General features: G+C 66.7%; 16 protein-coding genes. 8 read left to right on the top strand and 8 right to left on the bottom strand.

The window, feature by feature from the left end; genetic code table 11:
- The first annotated feature begins 178 nt into the window (after nucleotides 1–178).
- The gene (smc, locus tag ATE70_RS15205; RefSeq protein WP_058538739.1) at nucleotides 179–3,622 is read left to right on the top strand and encodes a chromosome segregation protein SMC; all 3,444 of its coding nucleotides are present in this window, start codon (nucleotides 179–181) and stop codon (nucleotides 3,620–3,622) included.
- On the opposite strand, the gene ubiA is transcribed toward smc, so the two are convergent.
- The 4 genes from ubiA to ATE70_RS15185 all read right to left on the bottom strand — a co-directional run bounded on the left by ubiA (nucleotide 3,623) and on the right by ATE70_RS15185 (nucleotide 7,496).
- Nucleotides 3,623–4,531: a 4-hydroxybenzoate octaprenyltransferase gene (gene ubiA / locus ATE70_RS15200; protein WP_058538738.1), complete on the bottom strand. Its 909-nt coding sequence runs from the start codon at nucleotides 4,529–4,531 to the stop codon at nucleotides 3,623–3,625.
- A gap of 66 nt (nucleotides 4,532–4,597) precedes the next feature.
- Nucleotides 4,598–5,257: a TadE/TadG family type IV pilus assembly protein gene (locus tag ATE70_RS15195; RefSeq protein WP_058538737.1), complete on the bottom strand. Its 660-nt coding sequence runs from the start codon at nucleotides 5,255–5,257 to the stop codon at nucleotides 4,598–4,600.
- The gene (locus tag ATE70_RS15190) at nucleotides 5,257–5,853 is read right to left on the bottom strand and encodes a TadE/TadG family type IV pilus assembly protein (protein ID WP_058538736.1); all 597 of its coding nucleotides are present in this window, start codon (nucleotides 5,851–5,853) and stop codon (nucleotides 5,257–5,259) included. Before ATE70_RS15190 ends, ATE70_RS15195 begins: the two co-directional genes overlap by 1 nt.
- Nucleotides 5,850–7,496, bottom strand: coding sequence for a TadE/TadG family type IV pilus assembly protein (locus ATE70_RS15185; protein WP_058538735.1), 1,647 nt, complete (start codon nucleotides 7,494–7,496; stop codon nucleotides 5,850–5,852). Before ATE70_RS15185 ends, ATE70_RS15190 begins: the two co-directional genes overlap by 4 nt.
- Nucleotides 7,497–7,700: 204 nt before the next feature.
- On the opposite strand from ATE70_RS15185, the gene ATE70_RS15180 reads away from it, so the two are divergent.
- The 5 genes from ATE70_RS15180 (at nucleotide 7,701) to ATE70_RS15160 (ending at nucleotide 14,995) form a co-directional block, all read left to right on the top strand.
- Nucleotides 7,701–8,450, top strand: a complete 750-nt coding sequence (locus tag ATE70_RS15180; protein WP_058538734.1) for a 16S rRNA (uracil(1498)-N(3))-methyltransferase — start codon at nucleotides 7,701–7,703, stop codon at nucleotides 8,448–8,450.
- Nucleotides 8,451–8,612: 162 nt separating this feature from the next.
- Nucleotides 8,613–10,523, top strand: coding sequence for a proprotein convertase P-domain-containing protein (locus tag ATE70_RS15175; RefSeq protein ID WP_058538733.1), 1,911 nt, complete (start codon nucleotides 8,613–8,615; stop codon nucleotides 10,521–10,523).
- Nucleotides 10,524–10,630: 107 nt separating this feature from the next.
- On the top strand, nucleotides 10,631–12,004 hold the full coding sequence (locus ATE70_RS15170) for a glutamate--cysteine ligase (protein ID WP_058538732.1): 1,374 nt from the start codon (nucleotides 10,631–10,633) through the stop codon (nucleotides 12,002–12,004).
- A 318-nt stretch (nucleotides 12,005–12,322) separates the two neighbouring features.
- Nucleotides 12,323–14,584 carry a TonB-dependent receptor gene (locus ATE70_RS15165; RefSeq protein ID WP_058538731.1) on the top strand — a complete coding sequence of 754 codons (2,262 nt, stop codon included), beginning with the start codon at nucleotides 12,323–12,325 and terminating at the stop codon, nucleotides 14,582–14,584.
- 108 nt (nucleotides 14,585–14,692) lie between these two features.
- A complete protein-coding gene (locus ATE70_RS15160) occupies nucleotides 14,693–14,995 on the top strand; it encodes a hypothetical protein (protein WP_156419652.1) in 303 nt (100 codons plus the stop codon).
- Nucleotides 14,996–15,007: 12 nt separating this feature from the next.
- On the opposite strand, the gene ATE70_RS15155 is transcribed toward ATE70_RS15160, so the two are convergent.
- Nucleotides 15,008–16,414, bottom strand: coding sequence for a methyltransferase family protein (locus ATE70_RS15155; protein WP_231732668.1), 1,407 nt, complete (start codon nucleotides 16,412–16,414; stop codon nucleotides 15,008–15,010).
- Nucleotides 16,415–16,645: 231 nt separating this feature from the next.
- Here ATE70_RS15155 and ATE70_RS15150 point away from each other — a divergent pair, with 231 nt between their 5' ends.
- Both ATE70_RS15150 and ATE70_RS15145 read left to right on the top strand, forming a co-directional pair.
- The gene (locus tag ATE70_RS15150) at nucleotides 16,646–17,857 is read left to right on the top strand and encodes a M23 family metallopeptidase (protein ID WP_058538729.1); all 1,212 of its coding nucleotides are present in this window, start codon (nucleotides 16,646–16,648) and stop codon (nucleotides 17,855–17,857) included.
- 1 nt (nucleotide 17,858) lies between these two features.
- Entirely contained in the window at nucleotides 17,859–18,239 is a 381-nt protein-coding gene (locus tag ATE70_RS15145) for a bactofilin family protein (protein ID WP_156419654.1), read from the top strand.
- Nucleotides 18,240–18,272: 33 nt separating this feature from the next.
- Here the strand turns inward: ATE70_RS15145 and ATE70_RS15140 are convergent, their stop codons facing one another.
- The 3 genes from ATE70_RS15140 to ATE70_RS15130 all read right to left on the bottom strand — a co-directional run bounded on the left by ATE70_RS15140 (nucleotide 18,273) and on the right by ATE70_RS15130 (nucleotide 21,894).
- Nucleotides 18,273–20,030 carry a GGDEF domain-containing protein gene (locus ATE70_RS15140; RefSeq protein WP_058538727.1) on the bottom strand — a complete coding sequence of 586 codons (1,758 nt, stop codon included), beginning with the start codon at nucleotides 20,028–20,030 and terminating at the stop codon, nucleotides 18,273–18,275.
- A gap of 62 nt (nucleotides 20,031–20,092) precedes the next feature.
- Nucleotides 20,093–20,386, bottom strand: a complete 294-nt coding sequence (locus tag ATE70_RS15135) for a DUF1905 domain-containing protein (RefSeq protein ID WP_058538726.1) — start codon at nucleotides 20,384–20,386, stop codon at nucleotides 20,093–20,095.
- The gene (locus ATE70_RS15130; RefSeq protein WP_058538725.1) at nucleotides 20,386–21,894 is read right to left on the bottom strand and encodes a YifB family Mg chelatase-like AAA ATPase; all 1,509 of its coding nucleotides are present in this window, start codon (nucleotides 21,892–21,894) and stop codon (nucleotides 20,386–20,388) included. The genes ATE70_RS15135 and ATE70_RS15130 overlap by 1 nt, the downstream gene beginning before the upstream one ends.
- Nucleotides 21,895–21,987 lie beyond the last annotated feature (93 nt).

Here is a 21,987-nt window from a genome sequence, read left to right as displayed (position 1 = left end):
GCGTCGTAGCCCCTCCGTCAGCCCTTCGGGCTGCCACCTCCCCATCGCTACGCGACAGGGAGGATCGTTTAGCCGGCCCTTGCGCCTCATCGCCCCGCGCGGCATGACGGCCTGCAGGGGGATATGTGACACCAAGGTTGCACCAGCTCCGATTCGATGACCTGCACGGGGCCGCCCCGTGCAGATAAAGCGGCTGCGCCTCACCGGTTTCAAAAGCTTCGTCGAACCCACTGAACTCCGCATCGAACCCGGGCTGACCGGCGTCGTCGGCCCCAATGGTTGCGGCAAATCGAACCTGCTCGAAGCGATCCGCTGGGTGATGGGCGAATCCAGCCCTAAGTCGATGCGCGGCGGCGGGATGGAGGATGTGATCTTCGCCGGCACCTCGACGCGCCCGGCGCGCGATTTCGCCGAGGTGGCGCTTCATTGCGATACCGAAGGGGCGCTCGTTGCGGGTCTGTCCGATTCGAGCGACGGCGACGATCTCGAGGTGATCCGCCGCATCGAGCGCGGCGCGGGCAGCGCCTATCGCGCCAACGGTCGCGACGTGCGCGCGAAGGATGTCGCGCTGATCTTTGCCGACGCCGCGACCGGGGCGCACAGCCCCGCGCTCGTCAGCCAGGGCAAGATCGCCAACGTCATCGCGGCGAAGCCCACCGACCGCCGCGCGATGCTCGAGGAAGCCGCGGGCATCGCGGGGCTGCACGTCCGCCGCAAGGACGCCGAGCAGAAACTGCGCGCGACCGAAACCAACCTCACGCGCCTCTCCGAGATCGTCGCCGACATGGAAGTGCGCGCCAACGCGCTGCGGCGGCAGGCGCGCGCCGCGGAAAAGTACAAGAAACTCAGCGACGATATCCGCATCGCCGAAGGACGGCTGATCTATGCGCGCTGGCGCGACGCCGCCGCCGCCGCCGATCAGGCACGGCGCGACGCCGACGCCGCCGAGACGGCGGTCAAGACCGCGCAGGACGAACTCGAAACCATATCGAAAGCGCAAACCGAGGTCGCAACGCGCGTCGCCGCAGCGCGGAGCGATGCACAGGCGCAGCGGGGCGCACTCGCCGAGGCGACCGCGACGCAGGTGCGCTTGCACGGCGAGGAGCGCGCGGCGCTCCAGCGGCTCGACGATCTGGCGGCGCAGCAACGCCGCATCGCCGACGACCGCGCGCACGAAGGCGAACTGGCGCGCGAAGCCCATGCGGCGCTCACGGCGCTCGACGCCGAAACCAGGACGCTGGCACAGGAGATCGCCGGGCACGACGCGGGCAAGGCTGCCCTTGCCGACGCCAGCCTCGCCGCACAGGCACGGCTGCGTGACGCCGAGGTCGCGCTCGCGCAGGCGCGCGCCAAGGCGGCGAGCGAGGCCGCCGACCGGCGCATCGCGGTGTCGGCTCGCGACAGCGCCGAAACTGCCGTACGCCGCATCGCGGGAGACAAGACGCGCGTCGACGCCGAGGTTGCCGCGCTCGGCGACAGCGCCGCGCTCGCCGCAACGCTCGCCGACAGCAAGAAGGCGGCCGAAGCCGCCGAGGCCGCGATCGCGACCGCCGAAAATGCGCTGCACGAGGCCGAGACCGATCGCGAAGCGACCGCCGCCGACCTCGCGGGCATCGAGGCGGGGCTCGCCGAAGCCCGCGCCGCGCTCGCCGCGCTCGAAGGCGAGGCGTCGACGCTCGAACGCGCGCTCGCCGCGGCGCGCAGCGATGCCGACCGCATTCTCGACCAGCTCCGCGTCGCGCCGGGCTATGAAGCCGCGCTCGCCGCCGCGCTCGGCGACGATCTCGACGCGGGAACCGACAAGGATGCGGCGCGCAGTTGGGGCGGTGCCGACACAGCGAAGGGCGATCCCGCGCTTCCTCCCGGCACCAAATCGCTCGCCGAATTCGTCCAGGCCCCCGCCGCGCTCGCGCGCCGCCTCGCGCAGGTCGCGGTGACAGAAAGCGACGACGACCAATCGCTCGCGGTCGGCCAGCGCCTCGTCACCATCGATGGCGTGATGCGCCGCTGGGACGGTTTCGTTACGCGCGGCGACGGCGCGACCGCGGCCGAGCGGCTGCAACGCCAGAATCGCCTCGACGAACTCGCCGCGCAGCGCCCGCAGGTCGAACTCGGCGTGCAGGATCTGCGCGACCGGCGCGATGCCGCCGCCGCAAAGGCGTCCGAGCTCACCGCCGCCGCCGCCGCGGCACGCAAGGCGCTGGCGCAGGCCGACGAAGCGCGCCGGGCCGCATTGCGCGCCGCCGACCAGGCGCAGGGTGCGATCGACCGCCACCGCGACGCCGCGGCGCTGTTCGACCGCCGCCTCGCCGAAATCGCCGAGGCGGCAAACGACGCCGCCGAACAGCTCGCGGTGCAGGAAAGCGCGCTCGCCGCGCTACCCGACGACAGCATCGCGCGCGCGGCGCTCGAGGCCGAGGAGCATGCGGCGGACCGCGCACGGACCGATGCCAATGCCGCGCGCGACGCGCTGGCGGCGCACGAGCGCACACTTGCCAGTCTGAGCGAACGTCAAGCGGTCGTCAGCGCCGAGATCAAGAGCTGGAAGGCGCGCGCGGGCGAGGCCGCACGCCGCGTGACCGAAATGGACAAGCGCGCCGATGCATTGGCGGCCGAAGCGGCGAAACTCGCCGACGTCCCGGCAATGCTTGCTGAGCAGCGCGCCGCCGCCGAAGCACAGCAGGCCGATCTGCGCGAAAAAGTCGCCGCCGCCGAAGCGCAGGAACGCGCCGCCGAGGCCGCGCTGCGCGAGGCCGAAACCGCCCTCAATGCCATCCGCGAGCGCGTCGCCGCCGCGCGCGAAACGCGCGCCGGCGCGATCGCGCGCTCCGAAAATGCCGAGCTGCGCCGCATCGAGATGGGGCGCCTGTCGGGCGAACGTTTCGAATGCCCGCCGCCGCTGCTGCCGCAAAAGGCCGGCTTCGAATCGGGCAGCGTCGGCGACGCCAACGCCGAATCGGCGCAGCACGACCGGCTCGTTTCCGACCGCGAGCGGCTCGGCCCGGTGAACCTCGTCGCCGCCGACGAACTCGCCGAACTCGACACCGAGCGCGAGAAGAACGCCGCCGAGATCGAGGAACTGACGCAGGCGGTCCATCGTCTGCGCGGCTCGATCGGCAATCTCAATCGCGAGGGCCGGGTGCGGCTGCTCGCGGCGTTCGAGGCGGTGAACCAGCATTTCCAGCGGCTGTTCACGACGCTGTTCAACGGCGGGCAGGCGCATCTCGAGCTCGTCGATTCGGACGATCCGCTCGAAGCCGGGCTCGAAATCATGGCGCAGCCGCCGGGCAAACGGCTCGGCACGCTCACCTTGCTCTCGGGCGGCGAACAGGCGCTGACCGCCGTGGCGCTGATCTTCGGCCTGTTCCTCACCAATCCCGCGCCGATCTGCGTCCTCGACGAGGTCGATGCGCCATTGGACGACGCGAATATCGAGCGTTTCTGCGACCTGCTCGACCGCATGGCGCGCGAGACGAACACGCGCTACCTGATCGTCACGCACAATGCGGTGACGATGGCGCGCATGCACCGGTTGTTCGGGGTGACGATGATCGAGCGCGGCGTCTCGCGCCTCGTGTCGGTCGACCTCGGCGGCGCCGAGGAGTTGCTCGCGGCGGAGTAACTAGGGCGCCATGCCCACGACGAGCATCGCCGCGAACACCAGCAGTCCCGCGAACCGATTGCTCCGGAACTTCGCCAGCGCATCCTCGCCGTTCGCCGGGTCGAGCGTGACCACCTGCCCCGTCAGATGCACCGCTGCGGGCAGCAGCGCGATCAGCACCAGCGGATCGGGCCGCACCGCCCATAGTGCCCCACCCCAGCAGGCGAGCGCGGCGGTGTAGCACATCGCGACCCCGCCCTTCACATGGCGGCCCATCGCGCGCGCGCTCGACTTCACCCCGATCAGCATATCGTCCTCGATATCCTGCAGCGCATAGATGGTGTCGTAACCGATCACCCACGCGATGCAGCCGGCGTAAAGCAAGGGCAGCGCGGGCCCTTCCGCTCCGCCCACCGCGACCCAAGCGACGAGCGCGCCCCAGCTGAACACGAGGCCCAGCCACGCCTGCGGCCACCAGGTGATGCGTTTCATGAAGGGATAGCCCGCGACGAGGATCAGACTGCCGAGCGCGACGATCTGTGCCGGGCGCGGCAACTGGAGCAACACAAGCAGGCCGACGAGCGACAAGAACAATGTCCACAGCAGCGCATTGCGCACCGACACCGCCCCGCTCGCGACCGGACGCGACGCCGTCCGCGCCACTTTCGCGTCGAGGTCGCGGTCGACGATATCGTTATAGACGCAGCCCGCCCCGCGCATCGCGATCGCCCCGACCAGCATCCACAGGAACAAGGGCCAGTGACTGACCGCGCCGCCGCCGAGCGCGAGCGCCCACGCACAGGGCCAATAGAGCAGCCACCAGCCGATCGGCCGGTCGAACCGCGCGAGCAGCGCATAGGGCCGCGCCGCGGAGGGCATCAGGGCGACGAAACCGCGAAGCTGGCTATCGGGAGGATGGGTGGCAGTCATCGATGCGCGGGCGATAGCAGGCGCGGCGCGCGCGATAAATGGCTGATTGAGCGAAGCCCGTCGCGGTCAGGTGCAGGTCGACGCCACGCCGGGCCCAAAGACCCCGCCAGTGAGATTGCGCGCCTCGCGGATATTGAAGGCGGCGGTCGTCGTGATCGTCCGGGCACCCAGCCATTTGCCATAAAGCAGGGGCTGATACTTATAGGTCACTTCGACGAACATCACGGCGGTCCCCGGCGCGGCCGTTACTTCCTCGCCCTCCGGCCCCATGCCTGCGAAGTCGTCGCCGTCCTCGCCCGTCCCTTCCGGACCAAATTCCGAATCGATGTCCAGATCGCCATAACAGCGCTGCCAGTGTATCCACTGACCATTATCGGTGTTGCGCTCGAGGCTGGAGAGGATGAGGCGACCATTTTTCTTGAATTCCAGCCCCCCCGCCTGCTTCTCGATGCCTGCGAACACGTCGTTGATATCGACTTCGCGGACTTGCGGCAGCGCCAGGTTGCTTCCCGCCGCGATGCGCGAGGCATTGTCGGCAACGCTCAGCCCGATCTGGCTGATGCGCGTATTGACGAGCGTCAGATTCGCAATTTCGAGGCCGCCGAAACCGATCAGCGCCAGCAGCGGGATGGCAAAGGCCATTTCGATGATGACCGCGGCCCGGGCGTTGCGCGCGAGCTGCCGGATTGCAATCCGCGCGCGGCGGACGATGTGACGGCGGGCCATCACAGGCACTCGTCCGGCGGCGCATCGCTACCGCTGGCGAACGGCTGATTGCGCAGAACCGTAGAATAGGAAAGCGTCGTCGATTGCGGCTGACCCAGCATTTTCCATACCGGCAGGACACGGTCGAATGTCATCGACACTGTATAGAGAACCACGTCGTCGGCGCCGCCGTTGCCCTCGATGCCGCGATCGGCGTCCCATCGGCCATTGTTGTTGAAGTCGTCGAAACATTCGCCCGCGTCATAGCTGCCGCTGTCGTTGTCGTCGGTATAACGTTCCTCGACGCCAACCTGATCGAAACGGTCATATGCCTTGCGGGTGAAGGTCACCGTCGCATTGTGGAATATGTTCAGAACCTGTGCCTCGATACGATCGTCGAGCGCAGACTGATTGAGCGCGTAGGCCTGTAGCGTGGAGTCGCGGCCGGCCTCGCTCACCGCGCCTTGCAGCACCTGCTGGGCATACATTTGCCAGCAAAAGTCGAATATTCCCAACAGGACGAGAAGGAAGACCGGCGCGGTCAGCGCGAATTCGACCAGGGCGGCCCCGCGCTCGTTCCGGCGCAGACGGCGAAGCAAGGCGGCGCGGCGCGTCACTGCGCCAACCTCAGCTTCGACATCTGCCGCGCGATCGACTGGAAATTCCTGTCCAATTCCTCGGTATTGCTCGACGCGAGCGCCTGACCCGAAGAGGCGCATCGGCCGAGATTCCGATTCGACTCGCTCTCTTCCTCCTCCGCGGAAAGGCCGAAGGACACCACCCAGACGGTGATGCCCCGATCGCGCGCGGCCCGGCAAAGCTGCAGGAACCGGTTGGTGTGCCGCGCATCCGAATCCGCCTTGCTGGTCGAACCGACCCGTACCATCGACCGTTCCAGCCCCTGGTGCGTGTACTGGGTGTTCGACGTGTCGATAAGGCCGTCGGTCATGAAAAGAATGTGCCGGTCGATCGGCTCGCCGTCGTCGGTGGCATCATTTTCGTCGGCGAACAGCCCGGTCGGCGAAATCAGCCGCGCCCCCCACGCCATGCCGACGTCGTGATAGGTGCCGCCGCCCGTAAGCAGGCCGTCGATATAATCGTCGAACGTCTCCTGGTCCGCGCTCGTCATCACGGTCAATTTCATCGCCGGATTGGGACAGGCGACATTGCTGACCCTCGAAAAGTTCGTCGATGACTGGAACGGCGCAACCTGCCGGCGATCGTGGACGAAAGCAGGAAGGAGCAGTTGCCATTGGGTGTCTGCGTTGGCGTTGGGCACCATGTCGATATTCATGTCGAAGGCGTCGGACGGCGCCGTCTCCTCAGGACCGAAAGCCGTGGTCTTCCGCTCCACGATGCAGCCGCCCCAACGGGTGGACACATTCGCGCCTTCGCTTCCCGTTGCGAACCTCAATATGGTGCCATTGGAGCCGATCGTGGGCGATCCGACAGTGAAGGTCCGATCCTCATAATGATAGAGGTTCTTCGTCACCATGCTGCAGACCCATCGCGGGTTCCTGTTCGACCCCTCGTTTCGGCATTCCTCTTCCTGGCCCGACCCCCACCGCCGTGAGGGCACCGTCACGGTTTGCGACAGCCACGCGGTGTTTTCGTCGCGAAGGATTTTTCCGACATTGACCGTGGTGCTATAGGGTACGACGCCGAAACGGAGCTGGCCGTCGCCGATGTCCGCGCTGGTCAGGGTGGTGAAGAAAGACTTCGCCGCCGCTTTCAGCCCGGTTATCTTGTTCTGGTCATCGCCTTCGTTCGTCTGCTCCATCGATCCGGTCACGTCGAGCACGAGCATCACATCGATGTTGGAGATTTCGAGCCTTGCCGTGCAGGCGGCGGAAAGGTTGAACTGGCCCTTGCCAAAAATATACATGAGCGCGGTGGGGAGGGTCGCGCTCGCGGTGCCGGTGACGTCGGCCGTGCCGTCGGCCTCCGACGAGAAGCTGATGGCCGTGGCGCCATAACGGCCGGTCGGGAAGTTGAAGTTGAACATCTTGTCCGCTTCGGCTTCCTCGTCCACGCCATAGGCTCCGGCCCCCATCGCGCGGCGCCCGGCGAGGACGCCGGCGTCGCACGCCTGCTGCAAACGCAGCTGCGTCATATAGGCGCGGCCGATGTCGACCGCCGAACCGACGATACCGATCACGGGCACGATCGCCGCCGCGGTCAGCATGAAAGCGTTGCCGCGCTGGTCGCGCAAAAGCTTTGTGGCGCCGAGCCGCAGCCGGCTGAACACGGTCCCTCGCATGGCCTAACCCCTCTTCGCCCCGCGACGCCCCCCACTAGATTTGGGCCGCTGGTATTCTCGCACCTAGGGGAAGACTGCTTACCAAAATGCTAATCGGGGGCGGGTCGACCGGCCCGGATCGGCGGTTCTGACCCGGATCGGGACAAGGCCCATCGCCTCACGGCAAAGGATGCACAAAATATCGCCTTCTGTTATCGGCCCCATATGCCCGCGACTCCTGCCTGGCCCCCCGCCAGCACACCCCGCCTGTTTGTCGATTTGCCGTTGGGGCCCGATGCCGCCCCCATGATCGACGGCCCCGCCGCGCATTATCTGCTCCATGTGATGCGGATGAAGGCGGGCGACCCGATCCTGCTGTTCGATAATATCAGCGGCGAATGGCTCGCGGTCGTCGCCGACGCCGCGAAACGCGCGCTGACGCTGCGCATCGAGCGGCAGATCAGCGAAATCGAGCAGGTTCCCGACCTCTGGCTGTGCTTCGCGCCGGTCAAGAAGGCGCGGCTCGACTGGATCATCGAAAAGGCGACCGAGCTCGGCGTCAGCCGCCTGCAGCCGGTCATCACCGAACGCACGATCGTCGAACGCGTCAAAAGCGAGCGGCTCGAGGCACAGATCGTCGAAGCGTGCGAGCAATGCGGACGCACCGCGCTTCCGACGCTCGCCGAGCCCGTCAAACTGCCCCAGCTCTTGAAGGACTGGCCGGCCGGGCGCACGCTGCTGTTCGCCGACGAAGCCGGCGGCGCGCCGCTCGCCAGCATCGACGCCCCCGCACCGGCGGCGATCCTCACCGGCCCCGAAGGCGGCTTTACGGAGCGCGAGCGCGAGCTTCTGACCGGCCATCCCGCCGTCCGCCGCATCGCGCTCGGCCCCCGCATCCTGCGCGCCGAAACCGCAGCGATCGCCGCCGTCGGCATCTGGATGGCGCAAAATGGCGATTGGTCGGCGGGCGGCTGAATTCCCGCTTTTGTCCCGTTGCCGCACAGAAATGCGGCCAAGTTGCCGATTTTAACCCGATATTAGCTATGCCCGGGCCATAGCGGCGCCATGCAACGGCGGGACCAGAGCCGATACCGCTGGCGTGGGGGCCAGTGTTTGCAGTCTGTGCGAGTATGTCTCATGCTCGTTTGGCTGGCGTTGACGCTTGCCAGCAATCCCGCCGCCGCACAGACGACCACCAGCTACAGCAACACGGCGACCGGCACGATCAGCGAAACCGCGACCGCGTGCGCCAGCCCGATGGTACGAAATTTCACCGTCGGCGCGAACGCACAGGTCACCGATGTGAATATCGGCGTGCAGTTCACGCACAGCTATCGCGGCGACGTCCGCGCGACGCTGGTTTCGCCGGGCGGAACCGTCGTCAATCTGATCACCAATGTCGGCACCTCGGCCGACAATCTGAACGTCCTGTTCGACGACAGCGCGGCGGCGAGCATCTCGACCCATACGAGCAACGACAATAGCGCCGCGGCGCCGCCCTATCAGCGCACATTCCGTCCAGAGGGATCGCTCGCGAGCTTCAATGGCCAGGGCTCGGCGGGCACGTGGCAGCTCACGATCTGCGACTCGCTCAATGGCGACAGCGGCAACTTCACGCGCACCGACCTGACGCTCACGACGGTGCCGATCGCGCCGTCCGCCGACCTGTCGCTGACCAAGTCGGTGAGCAACGCGTCGCCCGCGGCGGGTGCCAGCATCAACTATATATTGAGCGTGACCAACGCGAGCGGCTCGGCGCTGACCGCGACCGGCGTCACCGTGCAGGACACACTGCCCGCGGGCTTCGCCTTCACCAGCGCCTCGGGTTTCGGCAGTTACAACAGCACGACCGGCGTGTGGACGGTCGGCAGTATCCCGCCCGGAACGACGCGGACGCTGACGATCACCGGCACCGTCTCCGCCACCGCGGGCGCGAGCGTAACCAATATCGCCGAGGTCAGCGCGTCGTCGGCCTTCGACTTCGATTCGACCCCCGGCAACGGCGCGGCGGGCGAGGATGACTATGATGCAGCCAGCTTCACCGTGTCGGGCACGCGCGCCGCGGGAACACCGCCGACACTCGTCTGCCCCGTCGGTACGACGATGCACGACTGGGACGGCGTCACCTGGACCGCGGGCACGACGAGCGGCAGCTATGCCCTGACCGCGATCGGCACGATGAACTTCAATATCGGCATCAGCGGCGGCGCGTTCCTGAACAATGCGACCTATGGCGGCCAGTCGCCGACGCGCCAGAATGTCGTCACCGGCGGCCTCTCCCCGGCGCAATTTTCGATCTTCGAGATCGCCGATTTCACCAGCCAGGCCGGCACCATCACCTCGACGATCACGCTGCCGACCGCGGTGCCGGGCGTGCAATTTCGCGTGTTCGATATCGATTACGCGGCGGGACAATTCGCCGACCGTTTGACCGTGACGGGCAGCTTCAACGGATCGCCGGTGATGCCAACCCTGACCAACGGGGTCAGCAATTATGTCATCGGCAACAGCGCTTATGGCGACGCCACCTCGGCCGACGCCAGCGCCAACGGCAACGTCGTCGTCACCTTTGCCGCACCAGTCGACACGATCACCATCACCTATGGCAGCCACGGCCTCGCCCCCGCCGACCCCGGACAACAGGGCGCCGCGATCCATGATATCACCTTCTGCCGCCCGACCGCGAACCTGACGATCGCCAAGACCAGCAGCATCATCAGCGACCCCACGAACGGGACGACCGATCCAAAGGCGATCCCCGGCGCAACGATGCGCTATTGCATCCTCGTCACCAACAATGGCAGCGGCACCGCGACGGGCATCAATATCGCCGATCCGCTGCCCACCAGCACGGCCTTCACCCCCGGTTCGCTGCGCAGCGGCACAAGCTGCGCGGGCGCGACGGCGGTCGAGGACGACAATGCGAGCGGCGCCGACGAAAGCGATCCGTTCGGGGCATCGATCGGCGGCAATATTGTCGCCGCGACCACGCCGACACTCGCACCCGGCAATGCCTTGGCCGTCGCCTTCGACGTGACGATCAATTGATCGGCATGGCGCCGGGATCGCGCTTCACGATCAACCTTCGCGCCGGGGTGAAATAGCAGGCGGCAACAGCCGATTGCTTTCTGTACCGAACCGTATAATGGCGCGATATGAGCACGCGCACCGCCTCGGGCAGCAACGATCCCATCGTCGAAAGCCGCGATCAGCTCGCGGTCCCCATGATCAAGGGCGAAAAGCCGAAGGACCGCTGGCGCATCGGCACCGAGCACGAGAAATTCGTCTATCGCACCGCCGACCATCGCGCGCCGTCCTACGACGAGCCCGGCGGCATCCATGACCTGTTGATGGCGCTCACGCGCTTCGGCTGGGAACCGGTGATCGAGGGCGGCAAGGTGATCGCGCTCGCGGGCAGCGACGGCACCGTCAGCCTCGAACCCGCGGGCCAGCTCGAACTCTCGGGCGCGCCGCTCGAAAATCTCCACCAGACCTGCGCCGAAACCGGCCGCCATTTGAAACAGGTGAAAGAGGTCGGCGCCGAACTCGGGCTCGGTTTTCTCGGGGTCGGAATGTGGCCCGACAAGACGCGCGCCGAACTGCCGATCATGCCCAAGGGCCGCTACAAGATCATGCTCGACCATATGCCGCGCGTCGGCACGATGGGCCTCGACATGATGCTGCGCACCTGCACCGTCCAGACCAACCTCGATTATCAAAGCGAGGCCGACATGGTGCAGAAATTCCGCGTTTCGCTGGCGCTGCAACCGCTCGCGACCGCGCTCTTCGCCTCGTCGCCCTTCACCGAGGGCAAGCCCAACGGCTTCATGTCGTACCGCAGCCATATCTGGACCGACACCGACCCCGCGCGCACCGGCATGCTGCCCTTCGTGTTCGAAGACGGCTTCGGCTACGAACGTTATGTCGACTATATGCTCGACGTGCCGATGTATTTCGTCTTCCGCGACGGCAAATATATCGACGCCGCGGGGCAGAGCTTCCGCGACTTCCTGAAGGGCGAGCTGCCCGCATTGCCCGGTGAAAAGCCGCGCCTTTCCGACTGGAACGACCATCTCTCGACCGCCTTCCCCGAAGTGCGGCTCAAAAGCTTCCTCGAAATGCGCGGCGCCGACGGCGGCCCGTGGAACCGCATCTGCGCGCTCCCGGCTTTGTGGGTCGGCCTGCTCTATGACCAGGGTGCGCTCGACGCGGCGTGGGATCTCGTCAAGGGCTGGAGCATCGAGGAACAGCAGACGCTCCGCGACGCCGTCCCGCGCGACGGCCTTTGCGCCCCCGCCCCCGGCGGCGGCACCGTGGGCGAACTGGCGCACCGCGTCCTCGACATCGCGGCGGCGGGGCTCGCCGCGCGCGGCGAGGTCAATTCGATGGGCGATAACGAGGTCGGCTTCCTCGAACCCCTCCGCCGCATCGCCAAGAACGGCAAATCCCCGGCGCACGACCTGCTCGACCGTTACGAAGGCCCATGGGGCGGCGATCTTTCGAAAATCTACGACGAGCTCAGCTTTTAGCCCACCGACGCATGCGACGGGCGTCCTCCCTCTCGTCATCCCGGACTTGATCCGGGATCCACGGCAGCGCTGAAGTCATGGGCCCCGGATCAAGTCTAACGAGCCACGTGTCTCGTTAGAGGGTGACGATGATGGTTGGCGTCGTTCGCAGCCGACGGCAGCCGACCGACCCGCCCCCAAAGTGCAGCAAATGCGCAACACTGCTGACATGAAAGTCAGCGGCGCACGCTTCCGCGATTGATTGCGCGCGTGCGGAAAGCCAAAGAGCCTTTGGTTTTTCCACTCTCCCATCGTCAACTCTGTTTCAGGAAGCTCGCCATGCGCCACTTTCCTTCCACTATTGCTATAAGCATCGCTCTCGCCACGTCGGCCTGGGCCGCCCCCGCCGCCGCGCAGGACGCCGCCCCCGTCGCCGAAGACAGCGGCCTCGGCGACATCGTCGTCACCGCGCAGCGCCGCGAGGAAAGCCTGCAGGACGTGCCCGTCGCCGTCTCGGTGCTGTCGGGCAACACGCTCGACGCGATCACCTCGACCGGTTCGGACGTCCGCGTGCTCGCGGGCCGCGTCCCCAGCCTTAACATCGAAAGCTCGTTCGGCCGCACCTTCCCGCGTTTCTATATCCGCGGGCTCGGCAACACCGACTTCGACCTCAACGCATCGCAGCCGGTCAGCCTCGTCTATGACGACGTCGTGCTCGAAAACCCGATCCTCAAGGGCTTCCCGATCTTCGACCTCGACCGCGTCGAAGTGCTGCGCGGGCCGCAGGGCACGCTGTTCGGCCGCAACACCCCCGCGGGCATCGTCAAGTTCGACACCGTCAAGCCCGGCAAGACCGGCGGCTACGCCCGCGCCAGCTATGGCCGCTATGGCACCACGCAGGTCGAGGTCGCGGCGGGCGCCGCCGACGACAATGGCTTCTCGGTCCGCCTGTCGACCTTGTACCAGCACCGCGACAATTGGGTCGACAACATCGCGACCACCAAGAAAAACGATCTCGGCGGCTATGACGACATCGCCGCGCGCCTCCAGCTTCAATATGAAAACGGCCCCTTCACCGGCCGCGTCACCGGGCAGGTCCGCATCTATGACGGCTCGGCGATCATCTTCCGCGCCAACACGCAGCTTCCGGGCAGCAACAAGCTCGTCGGCCTCGGCGGCGCGGGCACCGAATTCAAGCGCGACGAAGTCTATCAGGACGGGCTCAATTTTCAGAAGCTCAACACCTATAATGCCGGGCTGAACCTCGAATATGATTTCGGGCCAGTGACGGCTTATTCGATCACCTCCTATTGGAACGGCAATTTCCGCAGCCGCGGCGACATCGACGGCGGCTTCGGCGCGGTGTTCCTGCCCGTGTCGGGTCCGGGGCTGATCCCGTTCCAGGCGCAGAGCCAGGACAATGTCCCCAGCCTCGACCAGTTCACGCAAGAGATCCGCATCGCGTCGAACAACAGCGGCGGGCTCGGCTATCAGTTCGGCGCCTTCTATTTCGACGAAAAGCTCGACATTTCGAGCTTCGAATTCGGCGGCCCGACCGACGCGACCCCCTCGGCGATCGCCATCCAGCGCCAGGACAGCGAGGCCTATGGCATCTTCGGCTCGGTCAATTACGCGTTCGACAATGGCTTCAAGCTGCAGGCCGGCGCGCGCTACAACCATGACACGCGCGACTTTGTCGCGTCGCGCCCCGTCGAAACGCGCCCGCCCTTCGTCGTCAGCCCTAACACGCCGGTCCCGCCGCAGGCGGCAAAGGTCAAGGGCAAGCTGCTGACGTGGGACGCCAGCGCGACCTATGAAGCGTCGGACGCGCTCACCCTCTACGCCCGCGTCGCGCGCGGCTATCGCGCGCCGTCGGTGCAGGGCCGCCTGACCTTCTCGCGCGTCATTTCGACCGCCGATCAGGAAGAGACGATGTCGTACGAAGCGGGGATCAAGACCAACTTCCTCGACAACCGCGTCCGCTTCAACCTGACCGGCTATTATTTCGACACCAAGGATCTGCAGCTGACCGCGGTCGGCGGCACGTCGAACGTCGCGAGCCTGCTCAACGTCGACGCCAAGGGCCATGGTATCGAGGCCGAACTGCAGGCGGCACCCGCCAAGGGCCTGACCTTCTCGATCGGCGGCGCGTGGAACATCGCCAAGATCGACGATGCCAACGCCTTTGTCGCGGGCTGCGGCTCGGCGACGCCGTGCACCGTGCTCGACCCGGCGCGTCCGGGCAGCCCCGGCATCTTCTCGATCGACGGCAACCAGCTGCCGCAGTCGCCGAAGTGGACGCTCAACTGGACCGCGGGTTATGAAATCCCCGTCGGCGACGGCGCCATCTATGCCTTCACCGACTGGTATTACCGCTCGAAGGTGCAGTTCTTCCTCTATCGCTCGGTCGAATTCTCGGACGACAAGCTGCTCGAGGGCGGCGTTCGCGTCGGCTACAAAACCGACCGCTTCGACATCGCGGGCTTTGTGCGCAACGTCACCAACGATGAATCGCCGACCGGCGGCATCGATTTCAACAACCTGACCAGCTACGTCAACGAACCCCGCATCTATGGCATCGAAGCGGGCTTCAAATTCTAAAAGCCTTCGATCCGCGCGGGGTTTCGCTCCGCGCGGATCGGGCTTCGCTTCCAATTACTTCCATGTTATCATCGCCCTGCAACGATATGGGAGTCGATGATGCGACGTTTGACCACCAGCCTGATCGCGCTTGGCCTGTTTTCCACCGCCGCGGCGGCGCAGGGCATCGATATCAACTCGGCCGCCACTATCGGCGCCAACGCCATGGGCGAACAGGTCCGGGCATTTCCCGCAGGCCGCGACAACAGCCCCAAGGCCGTCCTCGCGCGGCTCAATCAGCTCTGCACAAGCGAGCGGTCTTCCGACAAGCAACGCTGCGAAAAAGCGTGGCGTGCGATCAATGAGGCGCATGCCGAACTGCAAGCGCGCCGTGCAGCCGAGGCCGCTGCAAGCCATGGCGTTACAAACTAGCGCGAACGAAAGCTAGGCGACCGGTCCGACGCGCGCGTCGGGCTCGAGCCGGATCAGCGGGCTCGTGCGGCCGGTCATCCGGGCGAACAGGCGCGGCACCAGCGCATGCTCCTGCGCCCAGTTCCAATAGGCGACATAGGCGGGATCGGCGAGGAGATGCTTCTCCTCGGTCTTGGCGCGCCAGTAATAGACGCCGCTGACCAGCCCGAGCAGCACGACGTTGCGCGCGCCTTCGACCCAGCCGCCCGCGGTGACGAGGAAGGGCAGCGAACCGATCCACCAGGTCATATTCTTTGAAATATAGGCCGGATGGCGCGTGAACATGTACGGCCCATGCGTGATGATGCCGCGGTGCGTCAGGTTCGAAAAGCGGATCCCGAACGCCATCGTCGCCCAGCTGTAGACCGCGGTCAGCAACACCAGCACGATGCCCCAGACGATTAGCAGATTTTCGTGCCCCGCGAGCCAATAGCCCCAGTCGGAGCCGTACATCTGATAATCGAGCGGCCCGCCGTTCATCAGGATGAAGGGCGGATAACAGACGAGCGCCGCGACCCACGCCATGCCATAGGGGTTGGCGGTGCGGATATGCGCGTCGAGCGGCTTCAGGGTCAGGATATAGCCGACCGTCGCGATATGGACGTCGATCAAATAGAGGAAATTGATCGTCCAGATCCCGGTCTTGTACGGATTGGCCAGGATTTCGCTCAGCGGCACCGTGACCAGCGCCGAAAAATTGCCCGGCACGATCGACAGCATGAAGGCGGTAAAAAAGCCCTTCACCGCCCACGCGCGCAGATGATGGCCGATGGCCTTGCCGTCGACGGGCTGGCCGGGTGCGATCAGCCAGCGGCCGAAGGCGTAGCAACCGTCGCGCGGTTCGACCATGCGGCGGTCGAGCCACAGCATATAGGGCACCGAAAAGAGCAGCAGCCACGGCGCGACGGTTTCGAGCAGGTTCATCGAAAAGGCGTAATTGCCCTCCCAATAATAGCGCATCGTCGCATAGATCAGCGCGATCAGCCCCCAGGTCGCCCACATTCCGGCGAGCTTGGTCAGGCTGATGTCGAGCGTCTCGCGCCACGGACGGCGCAGCGCCCAGTCGATCCCGGTCGACGGATTGCGGTGAACCTTGTCGACGAAGATCGACCACAGCACCATCGGTCCGCCACAGGCAAGCACACTCGCGATCGCCGAATTGGGCCCGTTCATCGCCCCGCGGGTTCCCCAGTCGATACCGAGGAAGGCCGCAATGTCGGGCGCGAAACGCGCGATCAACAAATAACTCACCAGACCGGCGAGCCCGACGATGCCCACCCCGGCGCTGACGGCCGAACGCGGCCGGACGCCCGTCGGCGCGATCGGAGCGCTTGCCGATTCGTGGGCGTCGGATGATGCAGATTTCGCCATGATATTCACCCGCTTAGCGTTACCCGAAAATGGTAAGCAAGCCGTCAATCGCATTTTCCGATTCGCGGGCGTTTTCCTGCCAAAATGGCGGCGTTCCGACCGTTTGACACCGTTCACCGCGCGAAAATTTCGACTCGGCCCGAGTCGCCCTCCAAAGATTCGCACCTGTGCAACCGGCCTGATACAGCGCGCATCAATCGGGGCGGAGGGCTCCAATAAAACACAAGATGGGGTCGCCACTTGTCATCGAAAACAACGGGTCTGCGCGATTTGCGCCAGCGTTTTTCTGCGCTGTTTCAGGACCATGAAATCTTCGTCCGCACGCACGGACATGTCCGTTTCGTGCGCGTCAGCGCCATTTGGCAAAAGCGCGTCGCGCTGATCGCCGGCATCGTGCTGCTCGCATGGGCCGGCGCAACGCTGGCCGTGCTCGTCAACCAGCTCCTGAGCTCGGGTGAGCGCGCCGCGGTCGCGCAGCAGCAGGCTGCCGCCGCCGCCTCCGAAGCGCGAATCGCCAAATATCGCAACAATGTCGCCGAAACCGCCGCCGATCTCGAAGACCGGCAGGAACAGCTCGAAGAATGGTCGAAGGTCCACTTCGGCGTCGAGCCCGCGGCCGTGACACCCGAAGCCCATACCGCGGGCGCCGCGCCGGCGGCCGAACAGGCGCCCCTTAAAACCAGCGCGCTGATCGACCCGAACCTGCCCCCCGAAGCACAGATCCTCGCCCGCCTCGAGGCGCGGCAGGAAGATTTCGCGACGCGCCTGCTGACCGCGGTCAACGAACGCGCCGCGAAGGCCGAAGGCGCCGTCGCCAAGCTCGGCATGAACCCCGCCGCGCTCGTCCGCAACGCCGCGGCCGGCCGCGGTGGTCCGTTCATCCCTTATCGCGGCGGCAAGGGCCGCGCGAGTTCGCTCGGCAAGTCGTTCGCCGCGCTCGAAAGCGCGCTGTTCCGCATGGAAGTGCTCGAACGCACGCTCGTTGCCCTCCCCTCGGGCAAGCCCGCCAATGTGCTGATGCTCTCGTCGAGCTACGGTTATCGCAGCGATCCCTTCACCGGCGCCGGCGCGATGCACTCGGGGCTCGATTTCCCCGGTCCGATGGGCTCGCCGATCCTCGCCGCCGCCCCCGGCCGCGTCGTCTATGTCGGGCAAAAGTCGGGTTACGGCAATGTCGTCGAGGTCGATCACGGTCAGGGCATCCTGACCCGCTACGCCCACTTGTCGGGCTTTACCTCGACCGTCGGCGCGCAGGTTGCCGCGGGGCAACAGATCGCCAAAATGGGCTCGACCGGCCGTTCGACCGGCAGCCACCTGCATTTCGAAGTCCGTTTGAATGGCGTCGCGGTCAACCCGCGCCGCTTCCTGGAGGCCAAAGCCGATGTTCTCGAAGTCAAAGACGACGCCCGACAGCGAGTCGGTTCCGTCGCTGCCGCCCGTGGTGCCCGCTAAGATGGCGACCGGCGCGCGTCACACGACCTTTTCGATCCTCGGATCGGACGTCGTCGTCACCGGCAATGTGGCCGCCAGCGTCGACCTGCACGTCGACGGCAAGATCGAGGGCGACCTGAAATGCGCCAACCTCGTCCAGGGCGAGGCGAGCGAGATCAAGGGTTCGGTGGTCGCCGAAACCGCGAAGATCGCGGGCCTGCTCGACGGTGCGATCGAGGCGAAGACGCTGATCGTCCACGCGACCGCGCGGATCACAGGCGATGTGGTCTATGAAAACATCACGATCGAAAATGGCGGCAAGGTCGAAGGCAAGCTGAGCCACCGCCGCCACGGTGCCGCCGCGGCGAAAGCCCCGCCGCCGCTCGAGGTCGTCTCCAACTAAATCGATTCCGATGGGGCCGCGTCCGCGCAGCCTTCAATTCGTTCTCGCAACCTCGCGGGCGGACGCGCGTCCCGGCATGTCATAGTGCCGCTGAACGACCACCTTGTTACGCCCGCCGCGCTTCGCATCATAAAGCGCCTCGTCGGCGAGCCGGTATAATTGCTGGAAATCGCACGCCGGCCGCACCTCGGCGACGCCGACGCTGGCGGTGACCAGCCGCTCGCCGACCGTCGCGCTGTGGTCGCACGCGGCGATCCCGCGCCGGATGCTTTCGGCGAAGCGGCCGAGGATGATCCCTTCCATCCCGATCGTCAGCAACCCGAACTCCTCGCCGCCGAGCCGCGCGACGGTACACATCGGCCCCTCCCAGCGCTCGATCCGCCGTGCGATACCGCACAGCACCACGTCGCCCGCATCATGCCCATAGATATCGTTGATCGACTTGAAACGGTCGATGTCGACGAGCAGCAGCGCCGCGGGCAGATTGTCCGCACGCGCGCGTTCGAGCAGCGGGGTGACGCTTTCGACAAAGCCGCGGCGGTTGGGCAGGCCGGTCAGCGGATCGCGCCGCGCGAGTTGCTGCGCCTGCGCTGCGGCGCTGCGCGCATGGTCGCGTTCGATGCGCAGATGGCCGAGCCGCCGCGTCGCCGCCGCCGCCAGCCAAAGCGCCTGCCAGGTCGCGGCAACCAGCACGAGCAGCTTCGATCCGCCGCCCCAGAAACCGTCCTCGACATCGACGACATGGATGGCGGCCAGCACCGCCATCGGCAGTCCCCACGCCGCGAGGAAATCGCGCGCTTCGACCGATCCGCGCCGCCATGCCCAGCCAAGATAGACGGTCACCGCCGCCAGATCGGCAAGGACGACCAGCCCCAGCGCGTCGCCCAAGAGCCCCAGGCTGCTGCCGCGTATCAGCGCCAACGGGATGCCGGCGAGCCCGACTCCGACCCCAAGGATGAGCGTGCCGGCGCGAAGCCACTTCGGCACCCGTCCGCGGTCGACCGCCGTCGCCGCGCTGACCGTCGCGAGCGCGATGGCAAGGCAGGAAAGGAAGGTGCAGATTTGCGTCGTCACCGTCCCGGCCAATCCGGGCACGAGCGCAAGGTGGATCTGCGACCAGAGCGCGCCCCACAGCAGCATCGTGCCCGACCATGCCGCCTGCCACGCCAGATATTGGCGGCGCACCGCAAAGGCGAGCGACAGGCTGTAGATACAGCTGATGAGCAGCAGCGTGAGCGCCGCACCGATGGCCGCCGCCATGCCCGCCGACTGCATCGCCGCCTCGGCTTTGGGGATGAGCCGCGCGTGGATGAACTGGTGGCCGGACAGGCGATCGAAGCGCATTGTCACCGCGGTCAACGCCGCGCCGCCATCGGGCGCTTCGAACAGGATCTGCCCGCCGGTGCGCCAATGCGATCCATAATCGCCTGCCCGCACCTGCTGCCAGCGCGTCGTGCCGTCGGCGTAGGAAAAGGCGACGGCGAGTCGGTCGAAACGCGACTGATGGACCATCAGGGTGACATCGCCGCGCCGGGCGCCCGGCCCCTCAAGCGGCGCGCGCAGCCAGAGGCTGCCCTGCTGATAATCCGCGGGCGATCCGCTGCACGAAAAGCGAAGCGTGGGCAGGCTGCTATCGCGCCCCGCGACACCGGTCTGCGCATGGCAAAGATCGCGATCGACGTCGAGCGTCCCCGCCGCTGCCGGTGCCGCCCACATCGCGAGCACGAGGACGGCAAAGCCAAGCCCCAGCCGGCCGCACAGGTGCGCCAGAAGATGTGCCGCCGCGATCATCCCTACCCCATCGCATCAATATGTTCGGAAATGTTTACCACCATCGGGAGGGTCGCGCGAATCTAAGGCCGGCCGACGCGCATCCGGACCGCGATCCGATCGCCGAGGCCCACGGCTTCGGACCGCTGGACCGCGACCTTGATCGGCAGCAGATAGGTGCCGTCGCGCGGGAAAAGCGACGTAGCGAACGCCGTCTCCCCCACGGTCGCGACCACGGGCACGACACCCCAGCCATAGCTCTCTGTCATCGCGGCGTAGCGGACGGCACCGACATGTTCGCCCGGAACCGGCGCGAAAAGAAAGGGCGCCGGCCCGCGCCATTCGATGATCTCCGCCTCGAAGACGATCTCCTCCATCAGTTCCTCGGTGCCTGCCGCCGATAACTGAGCGCTTCGGCGATATGGATGCGCCCAACAGCGTCGCTGCCCGCCAGATCGGCGATCGTCCGCGCGACGCGCAATATCCGCGTATAGCCGCGCGCCGACAGCCGCATCGCCTCGGCCGCCTGCGCCAGCAGTTTGCGCCCCGCTTCGTCGGGGGTCGCGACCGCTTCGAGCAGCTCGCCGTCGATCTCGGCATTGGTCCGCGCCTTGTGCGTCGCATAACGTGCGGTCTGCGTCGCGCGCGCCGCCGCGACGCGCGCCGCGACCTCGGCGCTGCCCTCGGCGGGCGGCGGCAGGACGAGGTCGGCGGCGCTCACCGCCTGCACCTCGACGTGCAGGTCGATGCGGTCTAGCAGCGGCCCCGACAGCTTCGCCTGATAATCGGCGGCGCAGCGCGGCGCGCGGCTGCACGCGAGCGCGGGGTCGCCGAGATGGCCGCAGCGGCATGGGTTCATCGCGGCGACGAGCTGCACACGCGCCGGGAAGGTGACATGCGCGTTGGCGCGCGCGACGCTGACCTCGCCGGTCTCGAGCGGCTGGCGCAGCGAATCGAGTACGCCGCGCTGGAATTCGGGCAATTCGTCGAGGAACAGCACGCCCAGATGCGCGAGGCTGACCTCGCCCGGCCGCACGCGCAGTCCGCCGCCGACGAGCGCGGGCATCGATGCCGAATGATGCGGGCTGCGAAACGGCCGCGCGCGGATCAGGCGTCCGCCCTCGAGGTTCCCGGCGACCGACGCGATCATCGACACTTCGAGCGCCTCGGCGGGGGTGAGATCGGGCAGGATGCCGGGCATGCATGCCGCCATCAGCGATTTGCCGGCGCCGGGCGGACCCGACATCATCAGGTTATGCGCGCCGGCGGCGGCGATTTCGAGCGCGCGTTTGGCGGTCTCCTGACCCTTCACCTGGCGGAGGTCGGCGGAGCGCACCGGCATCTCGACCTCGCCCGGCACCGGCGGCGCGAGCAGCGCATGGCCCCTGAAATGATTGAGCAGCGACAGGAGGTCGGGCGCACCGATCACTTCGACATTGCCCGCCCACGCCGCCTCGGGCCCCTGCGCCGCCGGGCAGATCAGCCCGAGCCCGGCGCTGCCCGCGTGGATCGCGGCGAGCAGCACGCCGGGCGACGCCGCAACGCGCCCGTCGAGCCCGAGCTCGCCGACGACCACGTAGGAGGCGAGCGTCTCGGCATCGATCACCCCCATCGCGCCGAGCAGCGCGAGCGCGATCGGCAGGTCGTAGTGCGAGCCTTCTTTCGGCAGGTCGGCGGGCGAAAGATTGACCGTGATGACCTTGGGCGGAAGCGACAGGCCGATCGCGGCGATCGCGGCGCGGACGCGCTCGCGGCTTTCGCCGACCGCCTTGTCGGGCAGGCCGACGACGACGAAGCGCGGGACGCCGGGGGTGATCTGGCACTGCACCTCGACCCCGCGCGCGTCGATGCCGAGATAGGCAGTGGTTGAAACGACTGCGACCATATTCCCCCCGGAACAGCACCGATGTGCCCCCTTTGTTCCGACGCCCTGTTTAGGCGAAGTGGCGGGAAGGTCGAGTCTTTTCGCAACTTCTCG

The sequence above is a fragment of the Sphingopyxis sp. H053 genome, from assembly GCF_001468225.1.
Taxonomy (GTDB): Bacteria; Pseudomonadota; Alphaproteobacteria; order Sphingomonadales; family Sphingomonadaceae; genus Sphingopyxis.
The sequence above is the reverse complement of the archived record's forward strand: the minus strand, read 5'-3'. Positions and strand labels throughout refer to the sequence as shown.